The following is a 23,485-nucleotide window of genomic DNA, read 5'->3' on the forward strand; positions in this document are numbered from 1 at the left end:
TGACGAAAGTATTACTGTTTTACCAGACTGGTTTCCCATCCATCATATTGCCCCTCGAAGGCTTCGGCCCAGGCAATAATCTGCAGTGTTACCGCATCGATATCGTAGTAGTACGGGGCATCAATGCGGTAAAACTGGACCCCGAACGGCGGGCTGACCTCCTCCGGCGGAGCATCAGCCTGCACTTTGAAGCCCTCGGCACTGATACGCTCGACAAAGCGCTCGCGCCCCTCATGTTTCGCAAAAAAGGCCCGGTGTTCGATCGCGCGCCGGATCCGCAGGTTGTCGCCCGCGTCCTTGAGCCGGTCGCAGGTATGATGGTTCTGGATCAGCTGCCACTCCCGGTCGGTGGGAAAGAGCAACTTTCTGTACACCTCCCACTCCGGGTCCAAACGGGAGCCGTACTCATAGGTATAGTCCGGGAAAGCCGCCATCGTGACGGCAACGACGTCGGGCCACTCGAAGTCGAATTTGAGGTAGTAGATGAAATGGACCTCGCCACCCGTCACGATCCGGCCGATATACTTGCCCACGCGGTAGCGCAGGGCCTCCATCTCCAGCCGGTCCTCGATCTCCTTGATCATGTCCGCTTCGCTTTCGGCCACGAACCCCTCCTCCGTCGCCGAACGCAGCCGCAGCTTGATAAAGCCTACAACCCCCAGCGTATCGTTTGGAAGGGCATCCGCCGCTTCGGCATTGAAGGCGATGGTCGCCGGACGCCCGTCAACCGGTTTCATATAGTTTTCCCAGATCTCCTGCATGGTCACTCCATTTCCAAACTCATCAGATACATCTCTTCCCCGTCGACGACGTCGACTTCCAGGCTTTCGCATGCGGGGCAGCGGTACCACACCTTCTCCAGCTCGCTCCGGCTTCCGCATTGGCGGCAGGTCAGGGTGACGGGCTGGATATTCATCACGAAGTCCGCCCCGTCGCAGACGGTCCGCTCTTTGAAAGTGTTGAAAGCGATCTCGAGCAGATGCGGCTCTACGCCGCTCATGACGCCGATCTTCACGACCACCTTTGTCACCCGCTCCGCTTCGTTCTCGGCGGCATGCTTCTCCACCTGTTCCAATAAAGCCTGTACAACGGAATATTCATGCATGGAAACCTCCATGCAGAATATTTATACTGTCCTCGGCTACGCCTGCGGAATTCCACTTCGTTACATCATGCATGCTAAACTCCTAACAGATCCTCGGCAGCAGTTCGCCTTTGGGCAGGTCGAGGAAACGGCGGCTGCCGAACGCGGAGTGCAGCACCACTTTGCCGGGGTACTGCTGTGTCACACGGCCGATGACCGCCGCATCGCTGCAGAAACCGAACCGCTGCAGTGTGCTCACGGCGAAAGCGGCGTGCATCGGGGCGACGGCGGCGACGAAGGTACCTTCGTTGGCCAGGTCCGTTGCCTCGAAACCGAACATTTCACAGATCCCCTGCACCTCATCGCTCACCCTGATCGCGGACTCCTCGATCTCCAGGCAGACGCCGCTGTTCTCCGCCCACTCGTTCAGTACGGCAGCCAGGCCGCCCCGTGTCGCGTCGCGCAGCGCACTGATGGAGATGTTGTCCCCGATCAGCGCCTCGACGGCAGGCCAGAGCGTTTCGCAGTCGCTGCCGAGATCGGCGCTGACCTCCAGCCCCTCGCGGGCCATCAGGACCGTCGCCCCGTGGCGCCCGATATCGCGCGACGCGATGATGACGTCGCCTTCGTGGATCGTCTGCGAGGAGATCCCCTCGCGCATGATCTGGCCGATGCCCGCCGTGTTGATAAAGAGCTTGTCGACGCTCCCGCGCGGTACGACCTTCGTATCACCGCAGACGATCTTCGCCCCGGATTTCTCCAGCTCAGCGGCCATGCTCTCGACGATCCGCTCCAGCTCCTCGAAAGGGAACCCCTCTTCGATCATAAACGCCGAACTGAGGTAGAGCGGTTTCGCGCCCATCATCGCCAGGTCGTTGACCGTGCCGGCGACCGCCAGTTTCCCGATGTCGCCCCCCTCGAAAAAGAGCGGGCTGACCGTGAAGCTGTCCGTCGTAAACGCGATCTTCCCCTCGGTCTGCAGCACCGCCGCATCCTCGGCCTTGATCAGGATATCGTTTTTGAAATGGCGGTAGAACAGGTCGTGGATGAGCTTGTTCGTCTCCTCCCCCCCGCCGCCGTGACTCAGCTGTACCTGTTTCATCCAAGCACCCCCGCATAGCGGTAGTAGGCGTTGCACGCCCCTTCCGAACTGACCATGCAGCTGCCCAGCGGGCTGTTCGGGGTACAGGCCGTCCCGAAGACCTTGCACTCCATCGGCTTCGCGAGCCCCTTGAGGATCGTGCCGCAGATGCAGAGTTTATGGTCGTCGATGGGTTCCGTCGGCAGCACCTCCGCGAACACTTTTTCCGCATCCAGATGCGCGAATTCAGGTTTCAGTTCCAACGCGCTGTCGGGGATATCCCCGATCCCGCGCCAACGGAAGTGGCTGCGCGGCTGTAGATACATGTCGATAAGCTGCTGGGCTTTGACGTTGCCTTCCATCGTCACCGAACGGGAGTATTCGATCTCCAGTTCGGCGCGCCCCTCCGCTTGCTGCCGTACGGCCATCAGGATCCCCTGCATCACATCGACGGGTTCGAAACCGCAGACGACGACGGGGGTGCTGTACTTCTGAGGCAGCGGCGCGTAGATCTTCGCCCCCGTAATGACGCTGACGTGCGAAGGCCCGATAAAGGCGTTGATCTTCGCCTGGCCGTCGCTCATGATCGCATCGATCGCCGGCGGCACGAGGACGTGGTTGATATGGAAATAGAGGTTCGTGACCTTCTGGGCAATCGCCGCATGCAGCAGCGCCGCCGTCATCGGTGTCGTCGTCTCGAACCCGATCGCAAAGAAGATCACCTTTTTATCGGGATGCTCTTTCGCAATCTTGAGCGCGTCCATCGGCGTATAGAGCGGCCGGATGTCCCGCCCGGCAGCCCGTTCAACAGCCAGGGAGCTCTGCGATCCCGGCACGCGGATCATGTCGCCCAGTGTCACCAGGATCGTATCGTCCATCCGTGCAAGCGCGATGGCGTGGTCGATCCGCTCTTTGGGCATGATGCAGACCGGACAGCCGGGACCGTGGATAAAGTCGATGTTGTCCGGCAGCACCTGCGGCAGACCGTACTTCATAATCGTATGCGTATGCCCCCCGCACACTTCCATGATCCGCAGCGGTTCGTGCAGCGCTTTCGCGGCCTCGCCGATCTGGGCGGCCAGCATCCGGATCGTCGCGGGATCTCTGAACCCGTCATAAAGATCTTTGAGTTTCAATTCGCTCATGGTGCACCCCTGTTCTCGCAGTTGTCATCCTCCAAAACGACACGCGAGCGCTCCTCTTCGTCCAGCTTCGCCAGGATCTCGTGGTAGACCTTGAGCGATTCGAGGGCATCCTCCTCGTCGATCTTGTTCATGACGAATCCGATATGGATCAGGACATAGTCATCAACGTTGACGCTGCCCTCTTCCATCAGGTCCAGCCCTGCTTCGCGCTTGACACCCATGGTATCAACCACGGCGGTATTTTTCTCACGGTCGACGGAAACGACCTTTGAAGGGATAGAGAGACACATATCAGTTCCTCATCCTGCGTTTGAACTCGATCCACTCGATGACGCGCTGCACGGACGCTTCGTCCTTGGTGCTGACCTCCAGGATATCGACCCCCGGTTTGATCTTGCGCGCCTCCGCCTTCTCATGTTCGATGTCGTAGTCGAAATAGGGAAGCAGGTCGGTTTTGGTGATCAGCACCAGGTCGGCCTGGCGGAACATAACAGGGTACTTTTCGATCTTGTCGCTCCCCTCGGGGACGGAGACAAGCACGATATTCAGATGCGAACCGACGTCATAGCTGGCCGGGCAGACAAGATTGCCGACGTTTTCGATAAAACAGATATCCAGGTCGTTCAGCGGCATATCGTGCAGCCCTTCGTGTACCATAAAGGCATCGAGGTGGCAGGCGCTGCCCGTCTGGATCTGGTAGGCGGGGATGCCCTTGGCCTTGATGCGCTCGGCGTCTCGGCTTGTCTCCAGGTCCCCCTCGATGACGCCGAACCGGAAGGGGGCACGCTCCGCCATCTGCTCCAGCAGGGTCGTTTTCCCGCTGCCGGGACTGCTCATCAGGTTGATCGCCAGCACCCCGTGGTCGTCGAAGTGGGCACGGTTGTGGCCCGCTTCGTGGTCATTCTTGTCCAGGATCTTTGTAATGACATCGATCGTCTTCTTGTCATTGAGCTGCGGATTGTGGTGCAGCGTCTCGTGCGCCGCCTGATGGGCGTGCGAGTGTCCATGATGATCATGGTGGTGGTCGTGGTCGTGGTCGTGATCATGATGATGGTGTCCGTGTGAATGCTCCGTCACACTGCAGCCGCAATCTTTGCACATAATTTCTCCTTCTTTCCCGGGAATACCGGGTCTAAAACATCTGTATTCCGCGGAAACCGGAAAAAATGCATGAGAGCGTCTCCCCGCATACACCGTTTCACTGCCGACGTTGAGTGCCGTACCGACAGACGCTCCGGACTTCGGAGGTCTTGGCCGTTTATTGTCTCTCGCTTTCTACAAATGAATAACTATTCAGTTTTAGATAAATTATAGTCTTGTTATGTAAAATTAACCTAAAAAGTCGTCACTCTTATATATCTTTGGAACCGGGAAAGGAAAAGGATGTCTTCGCTGCAACAATGTCCCTACTGTCAAGGAAGCGTCTACCGTCTCGGGGACGGCAGGTACAAGTGCGGACGCTGCCGAAAAAAGGTCAGTCCCGAACGTGTCGCAAAGATACGCGCGCTCATCGCCGACTTCGCCCGGGATGAAAACGCCAGTGTCTCCGCCGATACAAAGGGGCTCTCTTATGTCTCCGTCCACCGCTACTTCGGGCAGTTCAGGCAGCTGTGTGCCCGCATCTGCGAGGATGAGTATGAGGCGCGGCGGCACCTCTCGTGCGAATACGAAGAGTACTTCTACCTCGAGCGGGCCAAAAAACGGCGCAAAAATGCCGTTTTCGACGCGCAGAACTTCCTCACCTTCGACTACGAGGGGCACCTCTACACCATCGTCATGCCCTCGCTGCAGCAGTTTCGAAACCAGTTCATCGAAGATGATCTCGAATCCGTCTACGCGGAGGAGTTCGCCCGCTTCCGGCGCCAGAGCCGCCTGATCAAGATCTCGTCGCGGCATAACAACATCGTCCGCTTCTGGGAGTATTTCGAAGCGAGTATCCTGCGCTACCGCGGGGTCGGCAGTGAAAGCTTCCCCCTCTATCTCAAAGAGATGGAGTTCAAATTCAACCACGCCGTCTACGCCGCGGCCTACCTCGATGCCAACTACGCTTTCGAGCCGCCGGTGCGCATCATCAACGGCGGCGTCGAGGGGATCAATCTCCTCGACGTCTTCATCGAGCACGAGCGCGTCCTGATCCTTGATGCGATCGATATCGAGGACGAGGCGGGAAGCATCTACCATATCCCCGCCTGTGAACTGACCGGCTACGGCCTGGGCAACGGGGGCGCACACGAAGTGGGGGTGATCCAGTGCCTCGATATGCTCGAACTGATGGGAAAACCCCAGCCCGAATCGAGCGTCCTGGGGATCGTTCCCGAACGCGTGGAAGTGCGCATCGGGCTTTCGGAGCCCCTCGCAGGGGCCTTTGAACGTTATGTACAGAGTGCCCTGAACATTTTACAGGGTGCGGGTATCCGGACCAGCCGGCGTGAACCGGGGCGTACGCTGCAGGAGGTCATCAGCGCCTTCCAGACCCCCGGCGTCTCCTAGAAACCGCGTCCGAGCGCCATACTGGGGGCCGCGAAGTTCTCGAGGATCGTCTCCAGCGTCATACCGCCGCTTTCGCGTCTTTGGCAGACGACCCCCGCGGCGGCCAGGCGCGCCGTGATTGTCTCGATAAAGCGTTCCCAGGCGGCGCGCAGCGGCGCTGAAATCCCGACCTCGACGGAGATGATGTCTTCGGGAACGATACTGATGACGGCCGTTTCGGCCATATTGCCCGTCAGCGAACAGATCTGCAGCATCTCCGCGATTTCCACCTCGTTGGCCGTTTTTTTGATGAGCGACCCCTCCAGGAAGGTGTCGCAGTTACGCACGGTGACCGTGCCGGCAGGAAGATCGTCGTCCGAAGCGGTATTGACGATCAGCACCTCATCATACTCCTGGAGCAGCGGCATCAGGCCGAACCCCAGCGTCCCGCCGTCGACGATGTCGACGCCCGGTTCGAACGTAAAGTTCTCTTTGAGGTATTTGGCGGCATAAAGCCCGATCCCCTCATCTTTGAAAAACGCGTTCCCCGAGCCGATCAGTGCAATTCGGTTCATTTTCTCCCTCCTTGTCGGTACCATGCATGGTAAAGCTGACCCAGCGCGACACTGCCGTCGTTGACGGGCGTTTCGCGCTGGACATAATAGCGGATTCCTCTGCGCTCAAAGGCCGCACAGGCCATGGACGTCAACGTCCTGTTTTGAAAGACCCCGCCGCTGAGCACCACCGGCACGCCGGGATGACGGGCGGCGATTGTCACGATAAGCTCCGTGAGCGCCGCATGGAACCCGGCCGCCGCGCCGGCGGGCGCCTCCAGTATCCGGCGCAGCAGCGGTTCCCAGTCAATCACCCCGTCGTGCAGGGCAAACGCAAACGGCTCCGGCGCCTGTACTGCCGCAGCCGCCTCCAGCAGCAGCCCGCTCTCCCCTTCGTAGCCCAGCGTCTGCGCCGTGTCCATCAGCGAAGCCACCGCGTCAAAGAGCCGCCCGACGGAACTGCTCACGGGCGCATTCAGCCCGCGCTGCCACATGGTGTGAAGGGTTTTGAGCTCGGCCGCGGTGAAGCTCTGGACGGCGGGATGCGCCATGGAGAGCACCTCGTCAAGGATATAACATTCGAATAACAGCGATAACGCAACCCGCCGCGGCTCCCTCACAGCCCGCTCCCCGCCGAGCAGCCGGAAAGGGCGGAGATGGTAGGCCCGCTCATAAGACTGCGGATCGGCCAGGAGCACTTCCCCGCCCCACAGCGTCCCGTCGCTCCCGTAACCGGTACCGTCAAAACAGAACGCCAGCACCTGTTCCTCCAGGCCGTACTCGGCCATGCAGGCCAGGGCGTGGGCATAGTGGTGCTGTACCCCCACCAGCGTCGTGTCGGGGTGCGCCGCGTGAAACGCTTTCGCCCACTTCGTCGTTTCATACCCCGGATGCAGGTCGCAGACGACGATGTCGGGTTCGAAGGCGTAAAAACGTTTGAAGGTTTCGAGGGTGCGTTCAAAATACTCAAAGGCATCGAGGGAAACGAGGTCGCCGATATGCGGCGAGAGCACGATGTTTTTGTCGAACCCCAGCGCGATCGTACTCTTCTGGTTGGCCCCGACGGCGAGGATCCTGCCCGGTGCCTCGAAGGACAACGGCATACTTCGGGGGGCATACCCCCGCGCCATCCGCAGCATCAGCGTCCGTTCTCCGGCCACGGTCGCCACGCTGTCGTCACAGGCGTTGACGATCTCGCGGTCAACATCCAGGACAGCGTCCACGACATGCGCCAGCTTTGCACGCACCTGCCGGGCATCCGTCAGAATCGGCTCTTCGCTGATGTTCGCGCTCGTCGCGACGACGGGACGCTGCAGTTGCTCCATCATAAGCAGGTGCAGCGGCGTATAGGGGAGAAAAACACCGATACGGTCGATACCCGGGGCGACCGCTTCCGTGCACAGGGCATCCGCCTTTTTTTTCACGACGACGATCGGGCGCCGGTTGGAGAGGATGAGCCGCTCCTCCGCCTCGCTCAGCTCCGCCGCCTCCCTGATCATCGCCAGCGAGGGAAACATCACGGCCAGCGGTTTGCTGGGGCGCCTTTTACGGTCGCGCAGACGCTGCACCGCCTCGCCGTCCGTCGCATCGCACATCAGGTGAAAGCCCCCCATCCCCTTGACGGCGACGATCCGGCCTTCGGCGAGCAGTGCCGAGGCTTTTTCAACACACGCTTCCTCTTCGGCGATCACCGCGCCCGAGGGGTCGGTCAGCGAAAGCGTCGGGCCGCAGTCGAAACAGCTGATCGGCTGGGCGTGATAACGCCTGTTAGCCGGGTCGTTATACTCGGCCGCACACCGGGGGCACATTGTAAAAGGCGCCATCGAAGTCTGCGGCCGGTCATAGGGAAGCGCGCGGATAATGCTGTAGCGCGGGCCGCAGTCGGTGCAGTTGATGAGCGGGTAGCCGTAGCGACGGTTGGCGGGGTCGCGCAGCTCCGCGGAGCAGGCGTCGCACACGGCCATGTCCGGCGAGACCATCGTCTTCGCCGACGTGCTCTCCGATCCGCGGATGACGAATGCGCCCTCTCCCTGCGGCGCAAGGGCCTCGCACGCGACCTCGTCGATCCGTGCCAGCGGGGGCGGCGCCCCCCTCAACTCCCGCTCAAAGGTCTCCAGGGCCGCCGACGCTCCCTCGACCTCGATGACGACGCCGTCGCCGTCGTTGAGGACATGGCCGCCCAGCCCTTCGCGCACGGCGAGCTGGTAAACGAAGGGGCGGAACCCGACGCCCTGGACGATCCCGCGTACCCGGAACCGGAGCCGTTTAGAGGTAGACGCAGCCGACAACGGCATTCTCTCTGCCAATCGGATAGTTGATATTCATCCGCGGGGGTGTGGCCTTCAGATTGCGCTGCATGCGGCTGAAGAGCGACTGCTGGGCAAAGCCCGTCCCGCAGAGGATGAAGTGCTCCGACTTCGTCTTCTCTTTGATCTGTTGCATCAGGTCGTTGAAGTAGTCGCCGAATGACTCGAAGATGGAGTAGGCGATCATCTCCGTCTCCACCCCTGCCAGGCGGTAGCTCACGAGGCTGGCCAGGAATGCCGCGTGGTCGAAACGGTTGTCCTTGACGTGCGTATCGACCTGCACCCCGCCCTTCCCGTAGTAGCCCAGCGCCGCCTTGCTGATACCCGCAAAACTCTCCTCTTCAAGCTCCAAAACGGCGGCCGCGGCTTCGAAGAGCGTCGGCGCTGAACGGGTCTGCAGCGCTTCGAGGCGTTCATAGGCGCCCGGCATACGCTTTTGGAAGTTCTGCACCAGCCTGTCGGAGCCCTCGCGAAGGGACGCGATCTTTTCCAGCAACCCCTCGGGCGTAAACGCGATGGGCGGGACGATGCGGATCACCCTGCGCCCGTCGTAATAGAGGAAAGAGGGCTCTTCGTCGAAATGGGCCCCGACGCATTTATGCCCGAAAAGCCCGTGCTCTGCGACGACGGACATGAAGGATGCCTCGTCCTGCGCCGCAGGGCGCTGGTGCGTGTGCCACTGCTCCTCGGTCTCTCCTTCCAGGACGACCGCATTCTCGACCGTGACGCTGTCAAAATGCTCCGGCCGGTCGAACAGCACACTCTCCCCTTCGGGGACGCCGACCAGGCCGTGCGCCATCCCGAGGGTCTGCGACGCCGGTATCATGCGCGACGGGAAGCTCACCCGTTCACCGGCCGCGACGAAACGGACATCTTTGTTGATAAAGAGGCGCTGGTCGCTCTGGGCGGAAAGCTCCAGGTCGTACTCCATCCGCAGCTCCGCGTCGCACCGCGCATCCGTTTCCTCGTAGAAGACGTACTCCACACCGAGACGCTGCAGTTCCGTTGCCAGCAGGATCGTAAACCCCTCGTCAGGGTACTTGACGTCTGCCGTCCGGCCGACAGCCGACTGCAGCGCCGCCGATTTGACCGCCACGTGCAGCACCGGGCGTTCGATGCCCAGCAGCGCGTTGAACTCCTCGCCGATCAGCGCGAGGTTGTCGGTGATCTTTCCCGCATCGATCATCAGCATGACCGGGTTTTTCAGCCCCGGTGCGCTTTTTTGAAACCGGCGGTAGCCCATCGTCGTCTTGACCAGAAGGGACTTGTCGTCCCTGACGGCTTTGGCCGCCACTTCGAACATGGTGCGGAAACTGCCGGCGTCATTGGCGTAGCGCTCGCGTCCGCCGCTCTCCAGGCGCACCGGGACGCCGCAGGTATGGCAGCTGTTGAGGTGGTCTTTCTCCCGGCGGCCGTGCGCCTCCTGTTCCGATTCGCACGCCGCACAGGGGCGTACGTAGGAGAAAGCGCTGTTGGCGCGGGTATAGGGGGACGCTTCGAAAAAGGCGTACTGCCCGCCGCACTGTGCGCAGTGGGTGAAGGGGTAGTAGTAGCGGCGCGACGAGGGGTCGAACAGCTCTTTTTGACACGAGGGACAGAGTCCGAGGCCCAGCGGCGGCGCGTCGATGAGTTCCGGGAGTGCCTGCGGCTCACCCGCTTTCTCATAATGGCGGCTGCCGCTGAGATGCCACGAGGCGGGCAACCGCTCCGCGATGGCGGCGATACAGGCCTCCAGGTCGGGGTGGTCCGATGCAAATGCACAGGAGAGCGTCCCTCTGGACTGAACGATGTCGGCCGGTATGCCGAATTCCCGGGCGATGCCGGCGATACAGTTGCGAAGGTAAAACTGGGACGAGCTGCTCTGCAGTTCCAATACGAAGGCCATGATCCGGGTCCTTTGAACGGTTGTCATACCCGCTGCGGGGCTGAAACCTTGTTATCTTAGCATAGTTTGGGAGGTTGAAAACGTCCCGGGGTCCCCGGAACGCGAGGGAAAACCCGCGGTTCAGGATTCCTGTTCTTTGGCGAACTTGCTGCCGCCGAAGACAATGGCGATGTCGCCCTCTTTCCAGAAGATCGTCCGCCATATCTGGTAGTAGATATGGAAAGCGACCCAGGTGACGATGAGCCACATCGTCACGTGGTGTGAAATGCGCACATCCATCAAAGACCCGCCCGTGATCGGGATGGTCCAGTCGGTGACAAGGTGCAGCATTGCCGGCCACCATGCCCCGATCGAACTCTCGCCGGATTCAAGTCCGTGGACATAGAGCTGCAGTCCGGTGAAGAGCATCCACACCAACAGCAGGTGGAAGATGGCAAAGTAGACCGTATTGAAACTGTCACTGTGCGTCGAGTCGAATTTCTTGCGACGGTTGAGCGTGACCAGGTTCAAAAGAACCTCACCGAACTCGGTAACGTTTTTACCGTTGGGGATGAGCTTCTTGTACGGCTTCTCGAAACGGCTGAAAAAATAGAGATAGGCGACAACGATGGAGGTGACGTCAAAGATGATCGCCACGATAAAGTGTCCCCAGCGGTTCCACGCCATTACGTATTTATCCACCGCACCATCCGCGATCAGCGTCTGGTAATACGGGTGTCCGATATAGAGCCCGGTGATCACGGCAGCCACCATCGAAATCGCGTTGGCCCAGTGGATGATGCGCATGGCGCCCGTCATCCGCTTTACCTGTTTACGTCCGGATTTCATGGGACCTCCTTAGATACTGCACTGGCTGTCGAGCTTGTAAACTCCCAGCGATTTGCCCTTGGTGTCGACCACGTGCACCGCACAGGCGATACAGGGGTCGAAACTGTGGATGGTACGGATGATCTCGAGCGGCTGCTCCGGATCGGCCACTTTCGTACCGATCAGGCTCGCCTCGTAGGCACCCATCCGTCCTTTGTAGTCCCGCGGACCGGCATTCCAGGTGGAGGGGACGACGGCCTGGTAGTTTGCCACTTTCCCGTCCTCGACACGGACCCAGTGCCCCAGGGAACCGCGCGGCGCTTCGGCCAGGCCCATCCCCTTGGTCTTGACACTGACCTTGTCGAAGTCGAATTCCGTCCAGGTGCGCAGGTCGCCGGCCGCCGCGTTGGCGGCGAGTTCATCGACCCACTCCATCATCACATCCGCCATCAGTTCCGTTTCGATGGCCCGGCCCGCCGTACGGCCGACGGTGCTGAAGAGCACCGATACCGGCAGGTTGCCGCGCTTGAGGAAGTTCGTCACGTACTTCGTGATGCGTTCATCCTTGCTTGCAACCCCGACGATCATCCGGGCCAGCGGCCCGACTTCGACGCGGGTATCGTTGTAAATAGGCGTCTTGATCCAGCTGTACTTTTCGCCGGTTTTGAGGTAGGCGATGCCGTCATCGCGCTTGTCGAGGCCCGTATATTTCGGGATCGTCTGCCCGTTGTACGGGTGCAGCGGCTCGCTCCCCTCGTACCAGGAGTGCGTGACGTCTTCGGCGATCTTCTCATGGTCGACCGCTTCGACCTTGCTCAGGTCGCCCCCGTAAACAATCCCGCTCGGGAAGAGGGTTTGCGCTTTGTAGAACCCGGTATCGTCGAGGCGGAAGTCGCCGTAGCTCATGTAGTTGAGCAGCCCGCCGCCGGTACCGCCGACCCCTTTGCCGCCGATGAGTTCCGTAAACGTCGCTTTGGAATCCGTCGCCTCGTCGGCATACATCGTACCGGCCATGTAAACGTCCGGCAGATACGCCTGCTTGACAAACTTCGTTCCGTCGCTGAGCAGCTGCTTGAACAGTGCGATACGCGCCGGGTTCTGGATATCCTGGACACAGGTGACCCCGCCGACGACGATGGATTGCGGGTGCGGGTTCTTCCCGCCGAAGATCGCCTGCATCTTCGCCAGGTCGCGCTGGATATCCAGCGCCTGGAGGTAGTGTGCCACACCGATCAGGTTCTGTTCCGGGGTCAGCTTGTAGTGCTTGTTGCCCCAGTAACCGTTACCGAAGATCCCCAGGCGCCCCTGTTTGACAAACTTCGCGACACGCTCCTGGATCGCTTTGAACTCGCTCTCCCCGTCCGTATAGGGGGAAACCCCGGCCACACCGGCCCATTTACGCGCCTCTTCCGCCGTTTTGGCCGGATCGGCCGACAGGGCGGAGACGACATCGACGAAGTCCAGCGCGTGCAGGTGATAGAAGTGCACGAGGTGGTCATGCACATAGAGCGCCCCCTGGATCAGGTTGCGCACGATCCGTGCATTTTTCGGGATAGTGATGTCAAAAGCATCCTCAACGGCCTCGATGGAACGCTGATAGTGGGTACCGGTACAGACACCGCAGATACGCATGGCCAGCAGACCGCAGTCACGCGGGTCGCGCCCCTGGAGGATCGTTTCGATCCCGCGGAACATGGTCGAGGAGCTGTAGGCATCCACGATGGTGTTGTTCTCGTCGATCACCGCCTCGATACGCAGGTGCCCCTCGATCCTTGTGATCGGGTCGACTACAATATGTCTCTTGCTCATTATCCTTCTCCTCCCTCTTCTCTCTTACCGGCTACTGCACTGGCGACCGCATGGATACCGATACCGATACCCGCCGCCGTCAGGAGACCCAGACCGAACTGGTCCACGGTCTTTTCGACACCGCCGGTCGGTGCCTTGATGTTCGCGTTGGCCATCGGCCGTTCGTACGCATATTTGTCCCAGAAGTCCGGTTCGGAACAGCCGATACAGCCGCGACCGACACCGATCGGCCAGTTGACCCCTTCGTTGTAGCGGACAATGGAACAGTTGTTGAAGGTCATCGGTCCTTTACATCCCATTTTATAGAGACAGAAGTTGTTCTTCGCGCCTTCATCGCCCCACTCTTCGACGTACTCGCCCGCATCGAAGTGTGCACGGCGTTCACAGTTGTCGTGGATACGGTATCCGAATGCGAATTTCGGACGCAGCAGGGAGTCAAGTTCCGGCACCTGCCCGGTGAGGGCATAGTGCAGGACGACACCGACCATGTTCGCCGGGTTCGCCGGGCAGGCCGGGATATTGATCACCGGTTTGCCTTTGACGACATCCATCACCCCGACGGCGCCCGTCGGGTTCGGCGCTGCAGCGGGGATACCGCCGAAGGTCGCACAGGCACCGACCGCCACGACGGCGGCGGCATTTTCCGCGACACGGTTGAGGTGATCCAGGAAAGTCTCACCGGAGGCACCGATGGTACACCAGTCTCTGCCCGCACCGACCGGGATGGAGCCCTCGACAAAGAGAAGGTAGTTCCCTTTGAAGTGCTCCATCGCGTCTTCGAGCTGCTTTTCCGCCTGGTGCCCTGAGGGCGCCATCAGCGACTCGTGGAATTCGAGCGAAATGATGTCGAGAACGATCTCGTCGATTTTTGGCCCGTCGCTGCGAAGCAGCGCCTCGGAGTTGCCCGCGCAGTCCTGGAGCTCGAGCCAGACGACCGGCAGACGGTTCATCAGTTCGGCGGCTTCCGCGACGAGCGGGGTGAACATCGGCGGGAGCATCAGCATCGCCGTCACCGCACTGACCCACTTCATGAATTCACGGCGATCCTGCCCCTCGTCCGTGAGCAGTGAATCGAAGTCGAGCCGGTTGACCGCCGGCTGTTCCCGGAGCGCGTCCAGACGCGCCCGACACGTATCGAACAGCTGCTGATAATAGAGATCCCCTCTGTTCGTATCTACTCTGGCACTTTTCGAGGTGAAGAGCTTCCGCACCCCATCAATTCGTTCCGCCATCATTTCCTCCTCATAAGTGAATGATCATTCACCATTCTATGTGTCAATAACTTAAACTTATCTAAAGTTGGGCTATAGCGCCCTTCCTGCCGAATTTCCTATATATTTTCCGGACTTGCTTCTGGCATCAAAAATCCCATAAAAAGCCCTGCAGCAAAGCGTTCCCGCCGGATCAGGCGACGTTCGCTTCTTCGGGCACTAATGTCTCTAAACCCTCCGGATAGCCCGGCAGAAGCGCCTGAAGCGCCACGACACTGCCGAAAACGATGATGGCCGGACCTTCTATCGCCTCGGCGGCTCCGGCAAGTCCGCCGAGGGTCGTCACGCGTGTCTGCTGGTTCGGACGTGTCGCATTGGAGACGATCGCCGCCGGCAATGCCGGATCAAGCCCGTGCGCCAATGCGGCATCGCGTATGGCCCCCGCTAGCGTCAAACCCATCAGGACCACGGTGGTGTGGCCGGGCAGTCCGAGCAGGTCGATCCACGACAGCTCCGTCCTTCCCCCTTCCACATGGGCCGACACGACCGAAAAGCCGGAGGCGTGCCCCCGGGCGGTCACGGGGATGCCCGCCCCCGCCGGTCCCGCGACTGCGGATGATACGCCCGGCACCACACTGACGCGGAAGCCTTTTTCGGCCAAGTAGGTTGCCTCCTCCGCCCCGCGTCCGAAGATATAGGGGTCGCCGCTTTTCAACCTGGCAACGCTGCACCCCTTCTCCGCATACTGCACGATCATATGGTTGATCTCATCCTGCGTACGGCTGTGGCACCCCTTGCGCTTGCCCACATAGATCTTAATGCTCTTTGTCGGGATCAGGGCCAGGATCTCCTCGCTGATCAGATGATCATACAGGACAACATCAGCCTCTTTTATAATATGATACGCCTTGAGCGTCAACAGTTCCACATCCCCGGGACCGCACCCTACCAGGGAGACGCCGGCGAGCAGACGGCCGGCTGCTTTGCGCGTCGCAGCGGCATCGACCATCCCCCCGGAACGTTCACCGGCTTTCTCCCGTGCGAGCTGTTCAAGCTGCAGCGGCAGCACGCGCCGTATCTTGTCCCGGACACACTGCGTCAGCGTCGGGCTCGCCCCGTCACTCGAGACGGCGATCTTGAGCGGCCCGTAGTGCAGTAGGGAAGCGAAGTAGAAGTCACACAGCGACGGGACGTCGACAATGTTAAGCAAAAAGCCCCTTGCAGCTTTCAGATCGGTCAGCATCTTCGTCACGGCGTTGTTGCCGGTAGCGTCAATGACCACCGATGCCCTCTTCAAATCGCCGGCTGTCACTTTTTTGCGTAACACTCTGTGCAAAGGCACGCCTGCAAAGCCGGCATGGACGGAGGGTGCAATCACCGTCGCCGCAATCCCGTTGGCCGCCAGGACTTCCGCTTTGTGCAGCCCCACTTTTCCCGCACCGATGAGGACGACCCCGCCCTCCTTCGGTTTAAGCAGTACCGGAAGCGACGCCGTTTTCATGTTTCTCTCCCAAACTCCGAACTGTTTTTCGGATCGATGCAAGCAGGTAGTCGATATCGGCGATCTCCTGCGAATAGTGAATGCTGATGCGCACCCATCCAGGGCGTGTCTCCAGCTCCGCATCATCCGCCAGCCCGAGCAGATCGTGCCCGTACGGGCCCGCGCACGAACAGCCCGCACGGGTCTGGACCCCCCACTTTTCCGAGAGCCCGGCACACAGGGCATACGGATCGATCCCTTCTATATTAAAAGAGACGATCCCCAGGTTCTCTTTTTCAAGGTCCCCGTATACCGTACAGCCCGGGACGGCGGTCAGCCCGGAGAGCAGATAGTCCGTCAGCTGCTTTTTGCGGTTTTTGATCCAGGCAAAGCCCAGTTCGTTACGCAGCTGGTAGGCGAGCGCGGCACGGATGAGCTGCAGGATCCCCGGCGTCCCCGCATCCTCGCGGGTCTCCTTCTCGTCGATGAAGCGGTGCTCGCTGCGGTTCACGTACGTCACGGTACCCCCGCCGGCGAACGTCGGCGCGACCGCCTCGTCGATGAACGACTTCCGGATGACCAGCAGCCCGCATGATCCCGGTCCCCCGAGCAGCTTGTGCGGCGAGAGGAACATGGCATCGTAGAGTTTGCTGGGCACGTTCATGTACGGCGACGATGCGGCCGCGTCGAAGCAGACCATGGCGCCGTATTTCCGCAACAGACGCGAGATGCGCTGATAGGGGGTAACGATCCCCGTCACGTTCGACGCGATACAGAACGCCCCGATCACCTCCCGGTGCCGGTTCGCCTGCAGCAGTATCTCCATGTACTCCAGGTCGATCTCCCCCTCGGCGTTGAAGCCGATGCGCACGGTGTCGCAAATCCCTTCGCGGTAGCTGATCTCGTTCGAATGGTGCTCGTAGGGACCGACGATGACCAGCGGCCGCTTCTGGGGCCGTACCCGGACAATGCAGCGCTTGCGCGTCGCCGGCGGGATGTAGACCCCCAGAATCTCCTGCAGGCGCTTGATCGCCGATGTCGCACCGCAGCCGCAGGGCAAAACGGCAAAGGCGTCGTCCAGCCCCAGCAGCGTTTTGAGCTGCTCCCGGGCCCCGTTATAGTAATGTTCCGTCACCGCCGCCATCGATGCTTCTTTCGAATGGGTGTTCGCATAGGTCTCCAGGACCTCCCGCAGCCGTGACTCGATCGGTTCGAACGCCAGCCCCGACGCGGTGTAGTCAAAATAGTGCCTCTTGTGGCGGCCGATGGTCTGCTCCCCGACGAAGGTCTTGCGGTTCCCCCGTTTAAGCAACGGCCGAAATAGCGCTTGTGTCATAAGCCTGCTCCCGTAAAAATGCTCCGAATGTTTCATACCCACTGCCAAGATACTGCAGCAGCAGGCACTCTATGATCCCGGCCGCCTCTTCGGGCGCCACCTTGATGCCGCTCTTTTCGCCTAACGCACTGCGCTCCCCCTCCAGGTGGCCGCCGAAGATCAGCTCGAAACCGCTGATCCGCCGCTCCCCGCGCTTGAGCACCGTCCCGACGAACCCGATGTCGACGATGTGCGGATGCGCACAGGCGTTCGGACAGCCGTTGACGCTGATCGAAACGGGCTCGGTGAAGTCGGGGAACCGTGCATTCAGGTAGTCGACGATCTCCCGCGCCAGCTCCTTCGTTTCGCTGATGGCGAACTTACAGAAGTTCAGCCCCGTACACGCCAGCGTTCGCGCCTTGAAAGGGGTGGGGTTGGGTGACAGCCCGGCCTGCTCCAGCTCTCCGGTCATGGCACCGACCCGGCTCTCGGGGACGTCGAGCACGACGAGGTTCTGCGTCGTCGTGAACTTTGCCCTTTCGGCACGGTGGCGCTGCATCGCCTTGGCCAGCCGCAGCAGCCCGCCCCCGCCGATGCGCCCCGACGTCACGGCACAGCCGATGTAGCTCCTGCCCTCGACGCTGCTCGCATGGGCACCGAAATGGCCCCGCAGGGCGTAGGGCGTATAGGCCCGGGCCTGCGGCGGCAGCAGCTCGAATCCCAGCAGTGTATGAAGCTGTGCGACGAAGGCGTCAAGCCCCCAGGCGTCGACAAGGTGACCCAGGCGGGCCTTGGAACGGTTTTCGCGGTTCCCCTCGTCGCGGTACAGGGTCGCCACCGCTTCGGCGATGGGGACGACCTGCTCCGCCGTCGCATACCCGATATGCGAGGCGATGCGCCGGTTTTTTGCCAGCCCGCCCCCGACGCTGACGTCAAAGAGCACCCGGCCTGACGGGTGGTCGACCGCCGTAAAGCTCAGGTCCTGTATCTCGTGGGAGATACAGTGGTTGCGGCAGCCGCTGATACCGATCTTGAACTTGCGCGGCAGGTTCGAAAAATCCCGGTTGTCCCGGAACAGCGCGTTGACCGCCCTGACCAGCGGGCGTACGTCTGAGACCGCCCCGTGGTCGATGCCGTCCACCGGGCAGCTCACGACGTTGCGCGGGCAGTCGCCCGCGGCCATCTTCGTACTGAGGCCGACGTGCTCGAGCAGGGCGAATATCACCGGCAGATGCCGCACCTCGATCCAGTGGAACTGCAGATCCTGACGTGTCGTGATATCGGCGGTACTCCGCGCATAGGTGTTTGAAATATACCCCAGCGTTTTGAGCTGATCGGTCGTCACCTCCCCCGCCTCGAGCTTGACCCGCAGCATGAAATAGAGCGTCGGGTCCTCCTCGTCCTGGAGGTTCCTGTTCTGGGTGTAAAGCCCGTACCATTTAAACCGGTCGATATCGTCGGGATGCGGGTCGCTGCCGCTTCGGGCATACTCCGCGATCGCGCCGATGACGTCCAGGCCGTCCTTCTCGCGCTTGATGCGCTCCACGCGCTGCGCTTTCGTTTCGGATGCCATGCATCACCTCCTATGCAATCGCTTTGGCTTCCCAGTGCGGGAAGTGTCTGCGTATCAGGGCGTTGAGTTCCGCCTCGAACGATGCGGCCGCCGTTTCCGGCAGCACCTGCTCCTCCGCCGCCGCGACGATCATGCCGGCGGCCGACGTGTTGTTACTGACGCGGTCGATCAAAATGAAGCTGCCCGTATAGCGGTTCGCTTCGTACGGATCGAACGCGATCGGGGCCCCCAGGGCAAGCCGCACCCGGGCGATCCCGTTGAGCCCGAGGGCGGACGCTTCATGCTCCGTGAGGGTATTGACATCGTACTGGTGGTCGATCGCCTCCACCCGTGCCGCCACCGTTGTCGCCGCGCGCTTGAGCGTGTAGGTCCTACCGATCTCGAGCGGCGTCTCGTCCATCCAGACCAGCTCCGCAATGAGCTTCCCGGCAAGCGCGATCTCGGCGTCGCCGCCGACGAGGATGTCGCCGCGGCTGATATCGATCTCGTCTTCAAGGGTCAGCGTCACGGCGTTGTCCGCCTCTGCGACCGCCAGTTCGCCCTCAAAGGTGACGATCGAACGTACCCGCGACCGTTTGCCCGACGGCACCACCCTGACGGTGTCGCCTTTGCGGATCGCACCGGAGGCTACGGTCCCGGCAAAGCCGCGGAAGTCGGAGGAGGGCCGGTTGACGTACTGCACCGGAAAACGGAAAGGCGCCCCGTCGGCCTGCGTGTCCAGTTCGGCCGTTTCGAGCAGTTCGAGCAGCGTCGCGCCCTCGTACCACGGCATGCGTGCCGAACGCTCCACGACGTTGTCCCCCTCCAGCGCCGAGAGCGGGATCACCGACACCTCGGCGATGTCCAGGCCCGCCGCGAACGCCATATACTCCTGCCGGATCGCTTCGAAGCGCCCCTCGGAGCAATCGACGAGGTCCATCTTGTTCACTGCGACGATCACCCGGGTGATCCCCAGCAGCCGTACAATGAATGAATGGCGCCGCGTCTGCGTCTGGATGCCGTAACGGGCGTCGATCAGGATAATCGCCAGGTCGGCGGTCGACGCGCCCGTCGCCATGTTCCGCGTGTACTGCTCGTGCCCCGGGGTGTCCGCAATGATGAACTTGCGCTTGTCGGTGGCAAAATAGCGGTACGCGACGTCGATGGTAATCCCCTGCTCGCGTTCGCTCTGCAGACCGTCGACGAGCAGGGCCAGGTCGACCCGCTCGCCCGTCGTTCCGGACTTGCGGCTCTCCTTCGTGATCGCCGCGAGCTGGTCTTCGAAGATCATCTTCGTATCGTGCAGCAACCGGCCGATGAGGGTGCTTTTCCCGTCATCCACGCTGCCGCAGGTGATGAACCGGAGCAGCTCCTTGTTTTCGTGTTCATGCAGGTAGCGCTCGATGTCCGAGGCTATCAGTCTCTCTTGTGCTTCCATTAGAAATATCCTTCCATTTTCTTCTTCTCCATGGAACCGGCCTGATCGCTGTCGATCACCCGCCCCTGGCGTTCGCTGGTCTTCGCCAGCAGCATCTCCTGAATGATCTCCGGCAGCGTCGTCGCCGTCGAAGCGACCGCGCCGGTCAGCGGGTAGCAGCCGAGCGTCCGGAATCGCACGCTCTCGAGGCGGGGTTCTTCCCCCTCCTGCAGCGGCATCCGGTCGTCGTCGACCATGATTTTCACGCCGTCGCGCTCCACGACGGGGCGCTCCTTCGCAAAATAGAGCGGGACGATCGGGATCTGTTCAAGGTAGATGTACTGCCAGATATCCAGCTCCGTCCAGTTCGACAGCGGGAAGACCCGGATGCTCTCGCCCCTGCGGATACTGCCGTTGTAGACGTTCCACAGCTCGGGACGCTGGTTTTTCGGGTCCCAGCGGTGGTTCGCATCGCGGAAGGAGTAGATCCGCTCCTTCGCGCGGCTCTTCTCCTCGTCGCGGCGTGCGCCGCCGAAGACGGCATCAAACCCGTACTTCTCAAGCGCCTGCTTCAGCCCCTCGGTCTTCATCACGTCCGTATGTACCGCGCTGCCGTGGGTAAAGGGACCGATGCCGCGGGCAACGCCCTCTTCGTTGACGTGGACCAGCAGCTCCAGCCCCAGCGCGTCGATCCGGCTGTCGCGGAACGCGATCATCTCCCTGAACTTCCAGGTCGTATCCACATGCAGCAGCGGGAAAGGCAGCTTGGCCGGGTAGAACGCCTTGAGCGCCAGGTGCAGCATCACCGAAGAGTCCTTCCCGATGCTGTAGAGCATGGCCGGGTTGTCGAACTCGGCCGCGACTTCGCGCATGATGTGGATCGCCTCCGCCTCCAGTTTCCTCAGATGGGTGCGACGTTGTCTGTCAATCATTGTTTACTCCTTTCGGTGCAGTCCGCACTCTTTGTGTTCGGGTGACTCCCACCACCAGCGTCCCGAGCGGATATCGTCGCCCGGGACGACGGCCCGGGTACACGGCGCACAGCCGATACTCGGGTACCCGTGGTCGTGCAGCCGGTTGTAGGGCACGCCGTTGGCGTGGATATGTGCCCACACTTCCGCCTCGCTCCACTCGATGAGCGGGTTGAGTTTCAGCAGGCCGTTGGCCTCGTCGTGTTCGACCAGGCGCATCGATTCGCGGGTCGGGGACTGCTCCCGCCGCAGCCCCGTGATCCAGACCTCCATACCCCGAAGCGCGCGTCTCAGCGGCGCGATCTTCCGGGCATGGCAGCAGCGTTTACGGTTGTCGACGCTGTCGTAAAAGCCGTTGATTCCCTGCGCTTTGTAGAGCGCCTCCACATCGGAAGGGTCGGGGAAATAGACGTCGATGTTCACCCCGTACTTTTGGTTCGTTCTGTCCATGACGTCGTAGGTCTCATACGGCAGCCGGCCCGTGTCGATCGTAAAAACCCCGATCTGCTCCCGGTGCGGCTGCAGCAGATGCGTCAGGACCTGGTCCTCCGCCCCGAAACTCGAGGCCAGCGCGATCCGTCCGCCGTACTGCTGCGCGAAATACGCCAGCACCTCATCGGCGCTGCTTCCCGCCAGACGGCGGTTCAATGTTTCAATGTGCTTTTGCATGCCGTCTCCTAAATCTGATAATCGTCGCCGGTCGGCCGGTGCAGACCGATGCGGACTCTTGTCCAGGCCCGCTCGTGCAGGTAGTACAGGACCATTTTCGTGAAGACCTCGATCGAACCGATGGAGGCGGCCATTGCCAGGCTGCCCGTAATCAGGAACGAGATCACCATCGTGTCCAGGGTGCCGACGGCGCGCCAGGAGAGGGTTTTCACCGCACTCCGATAGGCTTTTTCTTGCATAATGTCACCACACTTTTCGTGGGGCCGCCGTATACGGCCCTTCTGTTGTTATCGCCGTTACTCGGCTTCCGCAATGTCGTACAGCGGCGTTGAGAGGTAGCGCTCGCCCGTATCGCACAGCATCGTCACGATCGTCTTTCCCCGGTTCTCCCGCCGGGCCGCCACCCTGCGGGCGGCGAGCACGTTCGCGCCCGAAGAGATGCCCACGAGCAGCCCTTCGTCACGTGCCAGCTTCCGCGACGACGCCATGGCCTCGTCGTTGCCCACGGTCACTACCTCGCCGTAGGCCCAGGTGTCGAGTACCTTGGGCACGAAGCCCGCCCCGATCCCCTGGATTTTGTGCGGCCCCGGCTTGCCGCCGGAGAGGACCGCCGAGTCCTCGGGCTCCACCGCGATGATCTCGATGTTCGGGTTGTATGCCTTGAGGATCGACCCCACCCCGGTGATCGTACCGCCGGTGCCGACGGCGGCGACGAAGATATCGATCTTCCCGGCCGTATCCCGCCAGATTTCCTCCGCCGTCGTCACCATATGCGCGACCGGATTGGCCGGGTTCTCAAACTGCTGTAGCACCACCCCGTTCTCGATCGCGGCCGCAAGCTCGTTGGCCCGTGCCACCGCGCCGGCCATTCCGGCAGCGGGGTCGGTCAGTTCGAGCTCCGCCCCGAGTGCTAGGAGCAGTTTCCGGCGCTCGATGCTCATGGAACTCGGCATCGTGAGGATCAGCTTCAGCCCCAGCCCCGCCGCGATCGACGCGAGCGCGATCCCCGTATTGCCGCTGGTCGGCTCGATGATCACACTCTGTTTGTTCAAAAGGCCGCTCTCCAGCGCCCGCGTGATCATGTTCTTCCCGATCCGGTCCTTGACCGACCCGGAAGGGTTCATGAACTCACACTTGCCCAGCAGCGTCGTTTCCGTTTCGTCCGAAGCGTTATTCAGCTTCACCAGCGGCGTGTTGCCGATCAGTTCCGTCACATTGTTTGCGTAATGCATGCCGTCTCCTTGAAATACGGGTTGTTGTTCGGGCCTACAGCGCCACGACCTCGATCTCATGCCGTTTCAGCCAGCGGTAGAGGGCGCACCCCATACAGCTGTCATCCACCGCTTCGGCCGCCGTCCAGATCGCGAACCCGCCGGCGAGCAGTCCTGCGGCGTTGGTGTAACCCGCCAGGTCCGTACCGAGCGTTCCCAGGATCACGCCGAACTTGATTCCGTCGGCGAAACGTTTTTCCGCCGCGTCGGCCCCGCGTCGCGCAAAGCGAATGAATCGCGTTGCAGCGCGCGCACCCAGCGCGAACGGGCTTGTCCACTGCGTAACATGCAGCAGCAGGGCATAATCAAATGCCGTCAGGAAAAGCCATGCCGCATTACCGGTATGCAGGTAAGCGGACACGGCCGCCGCAACGATGGCCGCCCGTACTCGGGTCTGATTCGCATCGCTGCCGTAGGGTGTCGTTGCATAAACCTTCATTCCAATCTCCTTTCTTCGAC

General features: G+C 61.2%; 22 protein-coding genes. 1 reads left to right on the forward strand and 21 read right to left on the reverse strand.

Annotated elements, in window-relative coordinates; translation table 11 throughout:
- Positions 1 to 11: 11 nt before the first annotated feature.
- The 6 genes from WCX49_RS12960 to hypB all read right to left on the reverse strand — a co-directional run bounded on the left by WCX49_RS12960 (position 12) and on the right by hypB (position 4,411).
- A complete protein-coding gene (locus tag WCX49_RS12960; RefSeq protein WP_345985486.1) occupies positions 12 to 761 on the reverse strand; it encodes a DUF695 domain-containing protein in 750 nt (249 codons plus the stop codon).
- Positions 762 to 763: 2 nt separating this feature from the next.
- Entirely contained in the window at positions 764 to 1,105 is a 342-nt protein-coding gene (gene hypA, locus WCX49_RS12965; RefSeq protein ID WP_231019471.1) for a hydrogenase maturation nickel metallochaperone HypA, read from the reverse strand.
- 82 nt (positions 1,106 to 1,187) lie between these two features.
- Positions 1,188 to 2,186 (reverse strand): hydrogenase expression/formation protein HypE, encoded by a 999-nt coding sequence (gene hypE, locus WCX49_RS12970; RefSeq protein WP_345985487.1) that lies wholly within the window; start codon positions 2,184 to 2,186, stop codon positions 1,188 to 1,190.
- The gene (hypD, locus tag WCX49_RS12975; RefSeq protein ID WP_345985488.1) at positions 2,183 to 3,310 is read right to left on the reverse strand and encodes a hydrogenase formation protein HypD; all 1,128 of its coding nucleotides are present in this window, start codon (positions 3,308 to 3,310) and stop codon (positions 2,183 to 2,185) included. Before hypD ends, hypE begins: the two co-directional genes overlap by 4 nt.
- Positions 3,307 to 3,600, reverse strand: a complete 294-nt coding sequence (locus tag WCX49_RS12980) for a HypC/HybG/HupF family hydrogenase formation chaperone (protein ID WP_345985489.1) — start codon at positions 3,598 to 3,600, stop codon at positions 3,307 to 3,309. The genes hypD and WCX49_RS12980 overlap by 4 nt, the downstream gene beginning before the upstream one ends.
- Before the next feature lies 1 nt (position 3,601).
- Positions 3,602 to 4,411, reverse strand: coding sequence for a hydrogenase nickel incorporation protein HypB (gene hypB / locus WCX49_RS12985; RefSeq protein ID WP_345985490.1), 810 nt, complete (start codon positions 4,409 to 4,411; stop codon positions 3,602 to 3,604).
- A 282-nt stretch (positions 4,412 to 4,693) separates the two neighbouring features.
- On the opposite strand from hypB, the gene WCX49_RS12990 reads away from it, so the two are divergent.
- On the forward strand, positions 4,694 to 5,800 hold the full coding sequence (locus WCX49_RS12990) for a hydrogenase maturation protease (RefSeq protein ID WP_345985491.1): 1,107 nt from the start codon (positions 4,694 to 4,696) through the stop codon (positions 5,798 to 5,800).
- Here the strand turns inward: WCX49_RS12990 and WCX49_RS12995 are convergent.
- The 15 genes from WCX49_RS12995 to WCX49_RS13065 all read right to left on the reverse strand — a co-directional run bounded on the left by WCX49_RS12995 (position 5,797) and on the right by WCX49_RS13065 (position 23,465).
- Entirely contained in the window at positions 5,797 to 6,354 is a 558-nt protein-coding gene (locus WCX49_RS12995; protein WP_345985492.1) for a hydrogenase maturation protease, read from the reverse strand. The two genes, WCX49_RS12990 and WCX49_RS12995, sit on opposite strands and share 4 nt — an antisense overlap.
- A complete protein-coding gene (hypF, locus tag WCX49_RS13000; RefSeq protein WP_345985493.1) occupies positions 6,351 to 8,639 on the reverse strand; it encodes a carbamoyltransferase HypF in 2,289 nt (762 codons plus the stop codon). Before hypF ends, WCX49_RS12995 begins: the two co-directional genes overlap by 4 nt.
- The gene (locus tag WCX49_RS13005; RefSeq protein ID WP_345985494.1) at positions 8,599 to 10,524 is read right to left on the reverse strand and encodes a hypothetical protein; all 1,926 of its coding nucleotides are present in this window, start codon (positions 10,522 to 10,524) and stop codon (positions 8,599 to 8,601) included. Before WCX49_RS13005 ends, hypF begins: the two co-directional genes overlap by 41 nt.
- Positions 10,525 to 10,644: 120 nt before the next feature.
- Positions 10,645 to 11,352 carry a cytochrome b/b6 domain-containing protein gene (locus WCX49_RS13010; RefSeq protein ID WP_345985495.1) on the reverse strand — a complete coding sequence of 236 codons (708 nt, stop codon included), beginning with the start codon at positions 11,350 to 11,352 and terminating at the stop codon, positions 10,645 to 10,647.
- Between the two features lie 9 nt (positions 11,353 to 11,361).
- Positions 11,362 to 13,140 (reverse strand): nickel-dependent hydrogenase large subunit, encoded by a 1,779-nt coding sequence (locus WCX49_RS13015; protein WP_345985496.1) that lies wholly within the window; start codon positions 13,138 to 13,140, stop codon positions 11,362 to 11,364.
- Positions 13,140 to 14,372 (reverse strand): hydrogenase small subunit, encoded by a 1,233-nt coding sequence (locus WCX49_RS13020; protein WP_345985497.1) that lies wholly within the window; start codon positions 14,370 to 14,372, stop codon positions 13,140 to 13,142. The genes WCX49_RS13015 and WCX49_RS13020 overlap by 1 nt, the downstream gene beginning before the upstream one ends.
- A gap of 172 nt (positions 14,373 to 14,544) precedes the next feature.
- A complete protein-coding gene (cobA, locus tag WCX49_RS13025; RefSeq protein ID WP_345985498.1) occupies positions 14,545 to 15,852 on the reverse strand; it encodes a uroporphyrinogen-III C-methyltransferase in 1,308 nt (435 codons plus the stop codon).
- Complete coding sequence (locus WCX49_RS13030) at positions 15,821 to 17,167, reverse strand: aminotransferase class V-fold PLP-dependent enzyme (RefSeq protein WP_345985499.1); 1,347 nt, start codon at positions 17,165 to 17,167, stop codon at positions 15,821 to 15,823. The genes cobA and WCX49_RS13030 overlap by 32 nt, the downstream gene beginning before the upstream one ends.
- Positions 17,136 to 18,719 carry a nitrite/sulfite reductase gene (locus WCX49_RS13035; protein ID WP_345985500.1) on the reverse strand — a complete coding sequence of 528 codons (1,584 nt, stop codon included), beginning with the start codon at positions 18,717 to 18,719 and terminating at the stop codon, positions 17,136 to 17,138. The genes WCX49_RS13030 and WCX49_RS13035 overlap by 32 nt, the downstream gene beginning before the upstream one ends.
- Positions 18,720 to 18,729: 10 nt before the next feature.
- A complete protein-coding gene (gene cysN / locus WCX49_RS13040) occupies positions 18,730 to 20,136 on the reverse strand; it encodes a sulfate adenylyltransferase subunit CysN (RefSeq protein WP_345985501.1) in 1,407 nt (468 codons plus the stop codon).
- The gene (gene cysD, locus WCX49_RS13045; protein ID WP_345985502.1) at positions 20,136 to 21,047 is read right to left on the reverse strand and encodes a sulfate adenylyltransferase subunit CysD; all 912 of its coding nucleotides are present in this window, start codon (positions 21,045 to 21,047) and stop codon (positions 20,136 to 20,138) included. The genes cysN and cysD overlap by 1 nt, the downstream gene beginning before the upstream one ends.
- Positions 21,048 to 21,050: 3 nt before the next feature.
- Complete coding sequence (locus WCX49_RS13050) at positions 21,051 to 21,755, reverse strand: phosphoadenylyl-sulfate reductase (RefSeq protein WP_345985503.1); 705 nt, start codon at positions 21,753 to 21,755, stop codon at positions 21,051 to 21,053.
- A gap of 8 nt (positions 21,756 to 21,763) precedes the next feature.
- Positions 21,764 to 21,994, reverse strand: coding sequence for a DUF2061 domain-containing protein (locus WCX49_RS13055; protein ID WP_345985504.1), 231 nt, complete (start codon positions 21,992 to 21,994; stop codon positions 21,764 to 21,766).
- Between the two features lie 57 nt (positions 21,995 to 22,051).
- Positions 22,052 to 22,987, reverse strand: coding sequence for a cysteine synthase A (gene cysK, locus WCX49_RS13060; protein ID WP_345985505.1), 936 nt, complete (start codon positions 22,985 to 22,987; stop codon positions 22,052 to 22,054).
- Between the two features lie 34 nt (positions 22,988 to 23,021).
- Complete coding sequence (locus tag WCX49_RS13065) at positions 23,022 to 23,465, reverse strand: DUF4395 family protein (protein ID WP_345985506.1); 444 nt, start codon at positions 23,463 to 23,465, stop codon at positions 23,022 to 23,024.
- Between the last annotated feature and the right edge of the window lie 20 nt (positions 23,466 to 23,485).

It is taken from the genome of Sulfurimonas sp. HSL-1656 (genome assembly GCF_039645585.1).
Taxonomy (GTDB): domain Bacteria; phylum Campylobacterota; class Campylobacteria; order Campylobacterales; family Sulfurimonadaceae; genus Thiomicrolovo; species Thiomicrolovo subterrani.